This is a genomic window from Dactylosporangium cerinum (genome assembly GCF_042653625.1).
Lineage (GTDB): Bacteria > Actinomycetota > Actinomycetes > Mycobacteriales > Micromonosporaceae > Dactylosporangium > Dactylosporangium cerinum.
The window spans coordinates 591,135-603,518 of record NZ_JBHSIU010000130.1; the positions used below are offsets into that span (position 1 = coordinate 591,135).

The 12,384-nt window shown below is 71.6% G+C and carries 12 protein-coding genes; 8 read left to right on the forward strand and 4 right to left on the reverse strand.

The window, feature by feature from the left end:
• Window positions 1-51: 51 nt before the first annotated feature.
• Genes ACFPIJ_RS60590 through ACFPIJ_RS60620 form a run of 7 tightly spaced genes read left to right on the forward strand, consistent with a single transcriptional unit; the run spans window position 52 to window position 6,639 of the window.
• Window positions 52-1,392, forward strand: a complete 1,341-nt coding sequence (locus ACFPIJ_RS60590) for an ABC transporter substrate-binding protein (protein ID WP_380128642.1) — start codon at window positions 52-54, stop codon at window positions 1,390-1,392.
• A 4-nt stretch (window positions 1,393-1,396) separates the two neighbouring features.
• Window positions 1,397-2,320 (forward strand): carbohydrate ABC transporter permease, encoded by a 924-nt coding sequence (locus ACFPIJ_RS60595; protein ID WP_380128643.1) that lies wholly within the window; start codon window positions 1,397-1,399, stop codon window positions 2,318-2,320.
• Window positions 2,310-3,167 (forward strand): carbohydrate ABC transporter permease, encoded by an 858-nt coding sequence (locus ACFPIJ_RS60600; RefSeq protein WP_380128644.1) that lies wholly within the window; start codon window positions 2,310-2,312, stop codon window positions 3,165-3,167. Before ACFPIJ_RS60595 ends, ACFPIJ_RS60600 begins: the two co-directional genes overlap by 11 nt.
• On the forward strand, window positions 3,164-4,282 hold the full coding sequence (locus ACFPIJ_RS60605) for a Gfo/Idh/MocA family protein (RefSeq protein ID WP_380128645.1): 1,119 nt from the start codon (window positions 3,164-3,166) through the stop codon (window positions 4,280-4,282). The genes ACFPIJ_RS60600 and ACFPIJ_RS60605 overlap by 4 nt, the downstream gene beginning before the upstream one ends.
• The gene (locus ACFPIJ_RS60610; protein ID WP_380128646.1) at window positions 4,279-5,115 is read left to right on the forward strand and encodes a sugar phosphate isomerase/epimerase family protein; all 837 of its coding nucleotides are present in this window, start codon (window positions 4,279-4,281) and stop codon (window positions 5,113-5,115) included. Before ACFPIJ_RS60605 ends, ACFPIJ_RS60610 begins: the two co-directional genes overlap by 4 nt.
• A gap of 31 nt (window positions 5,116-5,146) precedes the next feature.
• Window positions 5,147-5,656, forward strand: a complete 510-nt coding sequence (locus tag ACFPIJ_RS60615) for an RNA polymerase sigma factor (RefSeq protein ID WP_380128647.1) — start codon at window positions 5,147-5,149, stop codon at window positions 5,654-5,656.
• Window positions 5,653-6,639: a hypothetical protein gene (locus ACFPIJ_RS60620; RefSeq protein ID WP_380128648.1), complete on the forward strand. Its 987-nt coding sequence runs from the start codon at window positions 5,653-5,655 to the stop codon at window positions 6,637-6,639. The genes ACFPIJ_RS60615 and ACFPIJ_RS60620 overlap by 4 nt, the downstream gene beginning before the upstream one ends.
• Here ACFPIJ_RS60620 and ACFPIJ_RS60625 read toward each other — a convergent pair.
• The 4 genes from ACFPIJ_RS60625 to ACFPIJ_RS60640 all read right to left on the reverse strand — a co-directional run bounded on the left by ACFPIJ_RS60625 (window position 6,614) and on the right by ACFPIJ_RS60640 (window position 11,709).
• On the reverse strand, window positions 6,614-8,707 hold the full coding sequence (locus ACFPIJ_RS60625; RefSeq protein ID WP_380128649.1) for an alpha-galactosidase: 2,094 nt from the start codon (window positions 8,705-8,707) through the stop codon (window positions 6,614-6,616). The genes ACFPIJ_RS60620 and ACFPIJ_RS60625 overlap by 26 nt on opposite strands.
• Window positions 8,686-9,999 carry an MFS transporter gene (locus ACFPIJ_RS60630; protein WP_380128650.1) on the reverse strand — a complete coding sequence of 438 codons (1,314 nt, stop codon included), beginning with the start codon at window positions 9,997-9,999 and terminating at the stop codon, window positions 8,686-8,688. The genes ACFPIJ_RS60625 and ACFPIJ_RS60630 overlap by 22 nt, the downstream gene beginning before the upstream one ends.
• Window positions 10,000-10,059: 60 nt before the next feature.
• Entirely contained in the window at window positions 10,060-10,665 is a 606-nt protein-coding gene (locus ACFPIJ_RS60635) for an ArsR/SmtB family transcription factor (protein ID WP_380128987.1), read from the reverse strand.
• Window positions 10,666-10,770: 105 nt separating this feature from the next.
• On the reverse strand, window positions 10,771-11,709 hold the full coding sequence (locus tag ACFPIJ_RS60640) for an RNA polymerase sigma-70 factor (protein WP_380128651.1): 939 nt from the start codon (window positions 11,707-11,709) through the stop codon (window positions 10,771-10,773).
• Window positions 11,710-11,876: 167 nt separating this feature from the next.
• On the opposite strand from ACFPIJ_RS60640, the gene ACFPIJ_RS60645 reads away from it, so the two are divergent.
• The gene (locus ACFPIJ_RS60645) at window positions 11,877-12,362 is read left to right on the forward strand and encodes a carboxymuconolactone decarboxylase family protein (RefSeq protein WP_380128652.1); all 486 of its coding nucleotides are present in this window, start codon (window positions 11,877-11,879) and stop codon (window positions 12,360-12,362) included.
• Window positions 12,363-12,384: the final 22 nt, after the last annotated feature.

Genomic DNA, 12,384 nt, shown 5'->3' on the forward strand with positions numbered 1-12,384 from the left:
ACCCCCAGAACCATGGCGAAGGCGCACCGCTCACGAGGAGTGGACACCCCTATGAGACGCATGTCCTTCATCGCCGCCGTTACCGCCACCGCGCTCGTCTTAGCCGCCTGCGGCGACGGCGACGACAGCCCGAAGACGGGCGAGACCGGCCTCAACGGCGCCGGCAAGACGCTCAACGTCCTCGTCCAGGCCAACACCATCTACCCGGACCAGCAGCGCGCCTGGTTCACCGAGATCAACGACAAGTTCAAGGCGCAGACCGGCGCCGAGGTGAAGTTCGAGACGTTCGCCTCGGCCAACGACGAGCTGACGAAGATCCAGACGTCGGTGCTGTCCGGTCAGGGCCCCGACATCTACTCCCTCGGCACCACGTTCACCCCGACCGCCTACGCGACCGGCGCGTTCCTGGAGCTCAAGGACGACGACTGGAAGAAGCTCGGCGGCAAGGACGCGTTCCTGCCGGCGACCCTCGGCATCTCCGGCCCCGACGCGGAGCACCAGGTGGGCATCCCGTTCACCAGCCGCCCGTTCGTCATGGCGTACAACACCGACCTGCTCAAGGCCGCCGGCATCGACAAGCCGGCGGACAGCTGGGACGGCCTGCTCGAGCAGGCGAAGAAGCTCACGAGCGGCGGCACCTACGGCCTCGCGGTCGCCTACGCCGACGGGTTCGACCCGTGGAAGTTCATCTGGGCGATGAGCGTCCAGGCGGGCAACCCCCTGGTCAAGGACAAGAAGGCGTCGCTCAACGACCCGACGACCCTGAAGGCGTACCAGACCTACCTCGGCTGGCTCGCCACCGACAAGGTCGTCAACCCGGCCGCCGTCGGCTGGAAGAACGCCCAGGCGATCGCCGACTTCGGCGCCGGCAAGGCCGCGTTCCTGCCGATGGTGTCGGCGACCTCCAAGGTCACCCTCGACAAGTCCGCGGTCGCCGGCAAGTACGCCTACGCCATCATGCCGACGATCCCGCCGGGGCAGACCAGCAAGCCCGGCAACGGGGTCGGCGCGACCAGCATCCTGTCCGGCGACAACCTCGTCGTGGCGAAGTACACCAAGAACAAGGACCTCGCCCTCGCGCTGGTGAAGCTGCTGACCAGCCCCGAGCAGCAGGAGTCGTACTACAAGACGTTCGGCGAGCTGCCGACCAACGCGACCGCCGCCAAGAAGCTGCAGTCCGACCCGGCGCTCGCGCCGATCATCGACTCGGCGTCGAAGGCCAGCGGCACCCCGTTCAACGGCGCCTGGAGCCAGGTCCAGCTGGCCCTGGTCAACGTGGTCGTCCAGTCGATCCCGGCGCTGAAGGACGGCAAGCTCGACGAGACGAAGCTCAAGGCGCTCATCGCCGACGGCCAGAAGGCCGCGCAGGACGCGCTGGACAAGAGTAAATAGATTCATGGCGATCGAAACTGTCGCACCGCCGGCGGCCCGGGGCTCCAAGCCCGGGCCGCCGCCCCGCCGCCGGAACCGGAACCGTCCACTGTGGATGCTGGCGCCGGGCGGCATCCTGCTCGTCCTGGTCATCCTGGTGCCGCTCGGGGTCGCGCTCACCGTGTCGCTGCTGGACCTGGACCAGTACACGCTGCGCGAGTGGACCGGCGCGCCGTTCATCGCGTTCGACAACTACGTCGAGGCGGTCACCGACACCGCGCTGCCGCACGCCATCTGGGTGTCCGTCGGCTACTCGGCCCTCGTCACCGTCGCGACCCTGCCCGTCGGGCTCGCCGCCGCCCTGGCGACCCAGCAACGGTTCAAGGGCCGGGCGCTGGTCCGGTCGGCGTTCCTCATCCCGTACGTGCTGCCGGCCTTCGTCGTCGGCACGGTGTGGCGCACGATCCTCATGCCGGCCGGCCCCGCCAACAGCGTCCTCGGCGAGCAGCACCTGTGGCTCAACGGCCCCAACAGCTACTGGACGCTCGTTGTCGTGCAGCTGTGGACGTCCTGGCCGCTGCTGTACCTCCTGGCCGCGTCCGGCCTGCAGAGCATCAGCGAGGAGGTGCACGAGGCGGCCGCGCTGGACGGCGCCGCCTGGTGGGCGAAGCTGCGCTACGTGATCTTCCCGCACCTGCGCGGCGTCCTGGCCCTCGCGCTCATCATCGCGTTCCTGCACAACCTCAACAGCTTCACGCTGCCGTATGTGCTGTTCGGGGTGCCCGCCCCGCACGACGTCGAGGTGCTGCCGGTGCTCACGTATGTGGAGAGCTTCCAGAACTTCCGGTTCGGGCTCAGCGCCGCCATGGCCGTGCTGTCGCTGGTCCTGGTCGCGATCCCGCTGTCGGTGTACCTGCGCGCGGTGAGGCTGAACCAGCATGAAAACTGACGTCCAACGTCTCCTGCCACGCAGTGTCCAGGTCGGCGTGATCGCGGCGCTGCTCGTGTTCGTCATGACGCCGGTGCTGTACATGCTGTTCGCGTCCGTCAACGACGACCTCGAGGTGGCCCGCGGCGCGTTCTGGCCCACCAGCCTCCACCTCGACAACTACAGCAAGATCTGGTCGACGGTCGAGCTCGGCGCCGGCCTCGGCAACAGCGTCGTCGTCGCGGGCAGCGTCGCGCTCGTGTCCGCGCTGGTCGCCGTCGCCACCGCCTACGTCCTGGTCCGGTTCCAGTTCCTCGGCCGCGGCCTCATCCTGCGCGGCCTCCTGGCGCTGCAGTCCATCCCCGGCACGCTCATGCTGCTGCCGGTGTTCGTGCTGTTCGCGAACCTGTCCGCGGTCCTCGGCATGCAGGTCATCGGCACCCGCTGGGCGCTGTTCGTCACGTACCTCACGTTCGCGCTGCCGTTCTCCACCTGGGTGATGGTCACCTACCTGCGCGGCCTGCCCGCCGAGCTGGACGAGGCCGCCCGCCTCGACGGGGCCTCGTCCTGGCGGATCCTGCGCTCGATCATCATCCCGCTCAGCTGGCCCGGCCTCGTCGTGGCGAGCATCTTCGCGTTCCTCCTCGGCTGGAACGACGTGCTGTTCGCCTCCGTCATGACCAACCCCGACAGCCGCACCGTCGCGGTCGCGCTGCAGGTGTTCGGCGCCACCCAGGAAGGTGGCGCCATCCCGATCTACGGGCAGCTGATGGCCTCCGCGCTCATCTGCGCGCTGCCGGTGGTGGTGTTGTACCTCGTGTTCCAGCGGTTCCTGGTCGGCGGTCTGACCGCCGGGGGAGTGAAATGACAGACCTGATCAACGTGGCGATCGTCGGCAGCGGCATCATCGGCGGCAACCACGCCGACGCCATCCTGCGCCATCCCCGTCTGCGGATCGTGGCCCTCGTCGACGCCGTCGACACCGCCAACGCCGCCCTCGCCGCCCGCATCGACCCGCCCCCCTCCTGCCACCGCACGCTCGGCGACGCCCTGGCCGCGGAGCAGGTGGACCTCGTCGCCATCTGCACCCCCAGCGGGCTGCACGTCGAGGCCGCCGAGCAGACCCTGCGAGCCGGCGCGCACCTGCTCGTGGAGAAGCCCCTCGACGTGTCGCTGCCGAAGGCCCGCGCGTTCGCCAAGGTCGCCCAGGAGGCCGAGAACCGGGGGCTCGTCTGCGCCGTCGTCAGCCAGCACCGGTTCGACCCGGCGATGGTCGCCGTGCAGCGCGCCGTGCGGGAGGGTCGCCTGGGCCGGCTCACGTCGGCGGTCGTGTCCATGCCGTGGTGGCGCGACCAGGCGTACTACGACTCCGCCGACTGGCGCGGCACCTGGGAGTTCGACGGCGGCGGCGCCGTGGCCAACCAGGGCATCCACCTCGTCGACCAGATGCTCGCCCTGCTCGGCCCGCCGGTCGAGGTCACCGCCCGCACCGCCCGCATCGCCCACGAGCGGATCGAGGTCGAGGACCTCGCCGTGGCCACGCTCCGCTTCGCCGGCGGCGCCCTCGCCGTCCTGCACGCCAGCACCAGCGCGCACCCCGGGCTGCCGGTGCGGCTCCAGGTGCACGGCACCCGCGGATCCGCCGTCCTGCACGACGACCAGCTGGAGTACTTCTCCTGCGTCGGCTCCGGGGAAACGGCCACGGACCTCGTCGGCGCCGGGGACGTCTACGGGGCGCCGAAACCCGCCGACGGCTTCGTGCTCGGGCACCTGCGCCAGTACCAGGACCTCGTCGAGGCGATCGACGAGCGGCGCCTACCGGGCGTGCGGGTCGCCGACGGCCTCCTCGCCCTCGCCACGGTGCGGGCCGTGTACGTGGCGGCCACCCTCGGCCGTCCGGTGCTGTTCGACCAGGTCCTCGACGGGGTGCACGACGACGTGCGCCCCGCGGTGACCGACGTGATCAAGGAGGAGCAGGCGTGAGGTTCTCGGTCTTCACCGCGTCGACCCCGGACTGGACCCCGGAGGAGGCCGTGCGGCACCTCGCCGGGCAGGGCTGGGACGGCGTCGAATGGCGCGTCGTCGACCAGGACGACGCCCCCGAGCCCGGATTCTGGAAGGGCAACCGCGCCACCTGGCCCCTCACCGGCCTGGAGGCGGCCCTGCCGGAGGTCGCGGCGCTCACCCGGGGCGCCGGCCTCGAGTACTCCGGCATCGGCGGCTACGCCCGCAGCTTCGAGCACGACGACGTCGCCCGGCTCCTCGCCGCGACCGCGACCCTCGGCGCCGGCCGGGTCCGGGTCACCGTGCCGCTGCTGTCGACCGGCCGCTACCCGGACCTGTTCGACGCCACCCGCAAGGACCTCGAATGGGCCACCGGGCTGGCCGCCCGGCACGGCGTCACGATCCTGGTCGAGCTGCACCACGAGACGATCGTGTCCTCGGCGTCCGCGGCGATGCGCCTCGTCGACGGCCTCGACCCGCGCCACATCGGCGTCATCCACGACCTGGGCAACCTCGTCATCGAGGGGCACGAGGACCACCGCGCCGCGTTCGAGCTGCTCGGCCCGTACCTGCAGCACGTCCACGTGAAGAACGTCGCCTGGCTACCGGCGGACACCGCCCCGGACGGCACCGTCACCTGGGTCCACGACTGGGCACCGCTGCGCACCGGGCAGGCGCACGTCGGCCGGTACCTCGCCGCGCTCGTCGCGCACGGCTACGACGGCTGGGTCACCGTCGAGGACTTCTCCACCGCCCTGCCCCTGGAGCAGCGGACCGCGGACAATCTCGAATATCTGCGGAGCCTGCTGTAACCCGCACCGCCCCGGCGACATAGAACGGGGTATGGACGACGACCGTGACACCGGCTGGTTCCGGAGCGTGTACGCCCGGCACTACGCCGACGTCGTGCGCTACGGACTGCGCCGGCTCGACGGCAGCCCAGCGGCGGAGGAGCTGGCCCAGGAGGTGTTCCTGGTCGCCTGGCGCCGCCGCTGGGACGTGCCCGCACTCGCCCTGCCGTGGCTGTACGGCGTCGCCCGGCGCCTCCTCGCCAACCATTGGCGGGCCCAGCGTGCGCTGCCGTTCCACACAGAGCTGGGGGAGCATCCCGCGGCCGCCGACCGGCACGACGGGGTCACCGACCTCCTCGACGTGCGGGCGGCACTGACCCGCCTCTCCGACGACGATCAGGAGATCCTCCGGCTCGTCGCGTGGGAGCAGCTCACGGTCGCCGAGGCCGCCCTGGTCCTCGGCTGCGGCGCGACCGCGGCCAAGGTGCGGCTGCACCGCGCCCGCCGCCGACTCACCGCGCTGGTCGCCGAGACCCCTTCGCCGGTGGGAGGCACCCGATGAACGAGCAGATCATGAACCTGCTGACCGCCGCCGACCCGGCGCGGGACGTGCCCGTCGCCCCCGGCGACGTCGAGGCCCTGCTGCACCGGGCGTCCCACGACGTCACCGGCTACGACCTGCGCCCCCCGGTGCGCCGCCGCCGGTTCCTGGTCGCGGCGGTGGCCGCCGCCGCCGTCGTCGCGGTGACCGGCACGACCGCCGCCGTCCTGGTGCGTGGTGGTGGTCAACCGCCCGCGGGGCCCCCGGTGGTGCCGGCGCCGAGCGGCACGCCCAGCTGCCTGGACCGGCTCGCCGACAGCGCGATGACCGCGATGCGCGACGGGGTCGGCGGTCCGTACGAGTACCTGCGGACGGCCGGGACCAGCGGCAGGACCGTGCAGATGCCGAACGGGAACTTCGCCCGGTTCACGTACCAGGTGGAGACCCGGACGTGGACCGCCGAGGACGGATCGGTGCACCGCCGCACCATCAACCAGCCGCCCGAGTACGCCGACGCGGCGTCCCGGACCTTCTTCCGCAACAACCCGTCGTGGCTGCCGCACACCGGCACCCGCGAGGAGGACCTGCCGGCCGGCACCCCGCGCAAGCAGGTCCCGGCCGCGGACCCGGCGGCGATGGCCGAGGCGCTCTACCAGCCGAGGGAGAACGGCCCGTCCCAGGCAATCACCGGCGTCGAGGAACTGGTCGGCCAGCGGATCCTCGACCGCGAGCACCGGATCGCGGTGCTGCGCTTCCTGGCCCGCACCGACGGGATCCTCTGCGGCACCGAGGCGACCGACCCGTCCGGCCGCGTCGGTGTCGTGGTGACCGGCCCGGAGGGCGCCGGCCCGCGGCCCAGCCCCGGCGAGCACGGCGGCCGCAGCATCCTGGTCTCGCCGAACACCGGCGTCGTCCTCGCCGCCGGCTACACCGACGCCACCGGCACCACCTGGCACACGGTGTTCCTGGACCAGTACTTCACGAGCGTCGCCGGAGCACCGTGACGGCGCTGTCGTGGTCGCGGGACAGCCCCGCGTCCACGCCGTGCACCCTGAGGTAGCCGGCCGGGAACGTCGCACCGGTCTCCGCGTCGACCCAGGTCCCGTCCGGCGGCAGGAACGCCAGCCGGGCGGGCGGGGCCGGCTCGCCGAACCGGTGCCTGTGCAGCCACTGGAACACCACCACCTCGTCGCCGCGGGCATAGGCCAGGGCCGGCGCGGTGCTCGTCCTTGGGGAGCGCAGCCGGTGCAGCTCGCCGTGCTGCACGACCGGCCGGATCTGCTTGTACAGCGCGATCAGCTGCGCCGCCTCGGCCCGCTCGTCGGCCGTCCACGCGTTCAGGTCGCCGCCCACGCCGAGGACCCCGGACATCGCGACGTGGAACCGGAACCGCAGCGGTAGCCGGTGCCCGGTCAGGAAGTTCGGCGCGTCGGTGACCCACGCCGTCATCGCCCGCGCCGGGTACGCCAGGCTGAACCCCTCCTGGATGTGCAGCCGGTCCGCGGCGTCGGTGTTGTCGCTCGGCCACACCTGGTCGGTCCGGGCGAGGATGCCCAGGTCGACCCGGCTCCCACCGGACGCGCACGACTCGAACCGCACCCCCGGATGGTCCCGGCGCAGCCGGTCCAGGATGGTGTACACCCCCTCCGCGTGCCGCTGCGCCCACTGCGGACCCGGCCCCGGGTCCGTCACCGGCCGGTTCATGTCCCACTTCACGAACGCGATGTCGTGCCCGCTCAGCAGCGCGTCGAGCCACCCGTGCAGCCACTCGGCCACCTCGGGCCGCCCGACGTCGAGCACCAGCTGGTTGCGCAGTTCGTGGCGCGGATACCCGGGCGTCGCGTAGACCCAGTCGGGGTGCGCGCGGTACAGGTCGCTGTCGGGGTTGACCATCTCCGGCTCGACCCAGATGCCGAACCGCATCCCCAGCCTTGTGACGTGTTTGATCAGCGGACCCAGCCCGTCGGGGAACCGGTCCGGGTTGGGCGTCCAGTCCCCGAGCCCCGCGTGGTCGTCGACCCGCTTGCCGAACCAGCCGTCGTCCATCACGAACAGCTCGCAGCCGATCGCCGCGGCCCGCTCGGCGAGCGCCAGCTGGTTGGCCTCGTCGAGCTGGAACCCGGTCGCCTCCCACGAGTTGTACAACACGGGCCGGGTCTCGCCCCCGCTGGGCATGACGTGGTGCGCGTACCGGTGCCAGGCCCGGCTCGCGCCCCCGAATCCGCCGTCGCTGAAGACACCGACGCTGACCGGCGTGGTGAACGACCCGCCCGCGTCCAGGTGCGCCAGGGGTTCCTCGTGCCCGGCGCCGACCCGCGCGGTGACCCGGTGGTTCGGCAGCACCTCCAGGTCCGCATGCCACGTCCCCGACCACGCCAGGGCCACGCTCCACACCTCACCCGCCGTTTCCGACGCGGCGCCGTCGTCGACCGCGAACCACGGGTTGTGCGCCGGCCCGGTCGTCGTGCGCCGCGACCCGAGCCCGGTCCGGCCGGCCGGCAGCGTCGTGCGCTGCACCTGGGTCTCCGCCCCCCACCGCCCGTGCAGGCTCGACAGCCGTTGCCCGTCCCGCCGCGGCAGGCACCACGCGGCGCTGTCCGCCCGGCGGACCTCAAGGGGTTCGCCGGCGTCGAGGGTCGCCCACCGCTCCACGACGTCAAGCCCGTCCAGCACCCGGTAGTGCAACGTCAGCCGCAGCTGCCGGGTCAGCTCGTGGAACCGCAGCCGCAGCTCGCTCCACCCGTCCCCGGCGACGACCTCGTCCACCGGCGGCTGCCACCGCACCGTGCGCTGCCCGTCGGGGAACCGCACGGCCAGCGCCGGCTCCGCGAACCGCAGGCCACTGTCCGACGGGTACTCCTCCCGCCCGTCCAGCGGGCTCTCCCAGCTGGCCCGCTGCGGGTCCGGCGGCACCGCGGCCAGGGCGACCGCGGTCGCGTCGTCGACGCCGGCCCCCCAGTGCACGGCCACCGGCACGTCCTCGCCGCCGGTGCTCACCACGTAGGCACTGCCGGGGGTCCGCAACACCCAGATTCCTGGAGCGGGACGGGTCACCTGATCTGCTTCGGGCATCCCACGTTCGTAGCACTTCTTTTCGTGTTCTGCTCTTCCGGCTTCGATGGAAGGTCGCGGCGTCTGCGGATCGGGCTGGCCAGCAGCAGCACGCAGGTCAGCGCCAGCCACGCGGCCGCGCACCAGATCGCGGCGCGCACGCTCAGCCAGCTCGCCAGCGCCCCGCCGATCAGCGCCCCGAGCGGCATCGTCCCGAAGTTGAGCAGGTGCATGCTCGCCACGACCCGCCCGAGCAGCTGTCGCGGCGTGTACACCTGCCGCCAGCTGGCCTTGATGACGTTGCCGGCGACCACGCCCGTGCCGATCAGGACCCCGCCGGCCACGACCGCCGCCAACCCGGGGCCGGGCCCGGTCAACGGGATGAGCAACGCCGCCGGCATCGCCACGAGCTGGCACAGCAGGGTCGCCCGCGCGGTGCCGAGGCGCCGGCCGAGCGCGGGCGCCACGAACGCGCCGAGGGCGCCGCCGGCGCTCATCGCCGCGACGACCGCGCCGACGGCCACGGACCCCAGGCCGATGTCGTGGACCAGGAACACGACGAGGATCGACTGGTACGCGACGAGCCCGAGGTTGCTGGCCGCCCCGTACACCGCGAACACCCGAAGATACGGGTCCCGTCCCACGAACCGGATCCCGTCGGCGACCTGCTGTCGCAGCGGTTTTTTCGCGGTCTTTGCTGTGGTTGTTATGGCCGGGGGGCGGATCGCCAGCAAGCACAGTCCGGAGACGAGGAACGTTCCCGCGTCGAACAGCAACGCCCACACGGCACCGAACGCCCCGGCGATCACCCCGGCCAGCCCGGGCCCGCCGATCTGGGTGATCGCCTCCGTGCCCTGCAGCCTGGCGTTGCCGGCCGGCAGATCGGCCGGGCGGAGCAGGGAGGGCAGCAACACCTGGTATGCGGTCTTGAAGAAGACACTCGCGGTGCCGGTCCCGAACGCCACCGCGAACAGGTGCACAGTGGACAGTGCGCCGGCCATGGCGGCCAGCGGCACGCTCAGGTACAGCACCAGCGACACCGCGTCGCAGCACATCATCAACGCCCGGGGCGGCAACCGGTCCACCCACGCCCCGGCCGGCAACCCGATCAGGAGCCACGGCACCCAGGTGGCCGCCGCCAGCGCGGCGACCTGAAACGCCGAGGCGTCCAGCACGGTGATCGCCACCAGCGGCAGCGCGACCGAGGTCACGCTGGTGCCGAGGTTGCTGGTCGCCTGACCCGCCCACAACAGCCGGAACGCACGACCCCCGTCGCGGACGGGCTGCGCGCCGTGGCGCACCGCCGTGGTCACGGCTGCCTGCCGTGGCGCATTGCCGTGGTCACGGCTGCCTGCCGTGGCGCATTGCCGTGGTCACGGCTTCGCCGGAACGCCGTGCGCGAAGAAGAACACCGACGCCCGCCGGGCGCCGTCGTCGGGGATCGCCCGGCTCGCCCATTTGTCGATCAGGCCCTGCAGCTCCCCTTCGAAGGCCGCGAGTTCCTCGGCGGACATCGAGAGCCACTTGTCCGTGGAGAACGGCGCGTCGCCCCACTCCGCACGCTGCTCATCGGGCGCGCCGTGCCAGGCCCGCACGAGACCGAACTGCCGGTCCAGGTTGATCGACATGGCGGCACTGGCGACCGCCTGCCCGACCGGGTCGTCGGCGAAGTCCGAATCGGACCAGCGCAGGGCGGTCGAGGCGAGGTTCCACCACCGCTCACGCTTGTCCCGCGCCCGCTCCGGCACCTCGACGATCAGCTCGGCCGCCGCGAGAACCTTGAGGTGGTGGCTGACGTTCCCGACGGCCTGCTCGGTGCGGGCCGCCAGGATGCTCGCGGTAGCCGGCCCCTCAACCCTGAGCACATCCATCAACCGCCGCCGCAACGGATGCGATGCAGCAGCCAGCACCCGTGAATCCCGAACCTGGGTAACACCTCGTCCCGCCATGTCCGCCACTCTGTCACGCACAAGAATCATTGCACAAGACCTATTGTGCATCGTTTCGCCCATTGACCGCGACGGCCACGGGGGCGGAACCGGCGATCTTGCAACAACTAGGTGACCGGTCGTTGTGGACCCGTCTCAGCGCAGGAGCACGGTCTCCCGCTGCAGACGCGACAACTTCTGGGGATTGCGCACGGAGTAGAGCCCGGTGATGAGACCTTCGTCGACGCGGAGCGCCAGGACGGTGTCGATCTCGCCGCCGAGCCGCAGGATCAGCGCCGGGCAGCCGTTGACCTGTGCCATTCGCGGCGACCTCGTGGCCAGGTTCGCCAGTCCGGCGGCCAGCACGCCGGCCACTGCGTCGGCTCCGACAACGGGTGCCGGCGCGGCCTGGGCGATCCCGCCGCCGTCGCCCAGGAAGACGACGTCCGGTGCGAGGATGTCGAGCAGGCTCTGCAGCTCACCGGTCTCGACCGCCCGCTGGAACGCCTCGAGCGCGTTGCGGGTCTCCGCAGCGGAAACGACTCCGCGCGGGCGGCGCGCCGCGACATGTGCCCGCGCCCGGTACGCGAGCTGGCGGACCGCCGCGGGGCTCTTGCCGACGGCCTCGGCGATCTCCTCGTATTCCAGCTCGAACACCTCGCGCAGCACGAACACCGCCCGCTCGATCGGCGCGAGCGTCTCCATCACCAGCAGCATCGCCATCGAGACGCTGTCGGCCAACGCGACGTCATCGGCAACGTCGGGTGCGGTCAGCAGCGGCTCGGGCAGCCAGGGGCCGACGTAGGACTCCTTGCGGCGCCCGAGCGCACGCAGCCGGTCGAGCGACTGGCGGGTGGTGATCCGGATCAGGTACGCACGCTGATCCCGCACCGTGCTGAGATCGACGCCCGCCCATCGCAGCCAGGTCTCCTGCAGGACGTCTTCGGCGTCGGCCGCCGAACCGAGCATCTCGTAGGCGACGGTGAACAGCAGGTTGCGGTGGGCGACGAACGCCTCGGTAGCGGGATCCGGCCGACGGTCCCGATGCTCGCCGAGGTGGCGATCGTCCGCTGTGGTGTGCGCCGTGCCGGCCATGGTGACTCCTGTTGACGCTCGACTGGGTCGCCCACCAGACGCCGAGGTCCGCCGTTCTGTAACACCGGGGCGGTCGTGGTGTGCGTCACGGAAACGCCTCGTTATGCCCAGCAGGTCGCTGCCGTCTTGTGGTCGTTCGACGCCGCATCACGAGTGAGGACAACGTCATGGGACCTCGATTCAACCTGAACGACAACGAGCTCGGCGCCAAGATCGGTAAACGGTTCGCCAACACGAGCCTGGCGATCATGCAGTCGTCATTGCCGAAATCCACGATCGAACTCGTGGCGCTGCGTGCCAGCCAGATCAACGGCTGCGGCTTCTGCACCGACTCCCACACCAAGGAGCTCGCGGCGGCAGGCGAGCCCGCGGTCCGGATCAACCTGGTGGCCGCCTGGCGCGAGTCCACGGTGTTCACCGAGGCCGAACAGGCGGCGCTGGCACTCGCGGAGCAGGGCACCAGGCTCGCCGACGCCCACCGGGGCGTGCCGGACGAGACCTGGGCCCAGGTACGCGAGCACTACGACGACGATCAGATCGCCGCACTGGTGTACCTGGTCGCCATGATCAACGCCGCCAACCGGCTCGGCGTGATCCTCCACCTGAAGGGTGGCGCCTACCAGCCCGGCACGTTCGACAGCTCGGCGAACTGATCGCATGCGGGCCCGGCTCACG

Excerpts from the sequence above, each read along its gene's own strand:
- ACFPIJ_RS60590 (WP_380128642.1), top strand. The coding sequence starts at position 52 with ATGAGACGCATGTCCTTCATCGCCGCCGTTACCGCCACCGCGCTCGTC.
- ACFPIJ_RS60595 (WP_380128643.1), top strand. The coding sequence starts at position 1,397 with ATGGCGATCGAAACTGTCGCACCGCCGGCGGCCCGGGGCTCCAAGCCC.
- ACFPIJ_RS60600 (WP_380128644.1), top strand. The coding sequence starts at position 2,310 with ATGAAAACTGACGTCCAACGTCTCCTGCCACGCAGTGTCCAGGTCGGC.
- ACFPIJ_RS60605 (WP_380128645.1), top strand. The coding sequence starts at position 3,164 with ATGACAGACCTGATCAACGTGGCGATCGTCGGCAGCGGCATCATCGGC.
- ACFPIJ_RS60615 (WP_380128647.1), top strand. The coding sequence starts at position 5,147 with ATGGACGACGACCGTGACACCGGCTGGTTCCGGAGCGTGTACGCCCGG.
- ACFPIJ_RS60620 (WP_380128648.1), top strand. The coding sequence starts at position 5,653 with ATGAACGAGCAGATCATGAACCTGCTGACCGCCGCCGACCCGGCGCGG.
- ACFPIJ_RS60625 (WP_380128649.1), bottom strand. The coding sequence starts at position 8,707 with ATGCCCGAAGCAGATCAGGTGACCCGTCCCGCTCCAGGAATCTGGGTG.
- ACFPIJ_RS60635 (WP_380128987.1), bottom strand. The coding sequence starts at position 10,665 with ATGATTCTTGTGCGTGACAGAGTGGCGGACATGGCGGGACGAGGTGTT.
- ACFPIJ_RS60640 (WP_380128651.1), bottom strand. The coding sequence starts at position 11,709 with ATGGCCGGCACGGCGCACACCACAGCGGACGATCGCCACCTCGGCGAG.
- ACFPIJ_RS60645 (WP_380128652.1), top strand. The coding sequence starts at position 11,877 with ATGGGACCTCGATTCAACCTGAACGACAACGAGCTCGGCGCCAAGATC.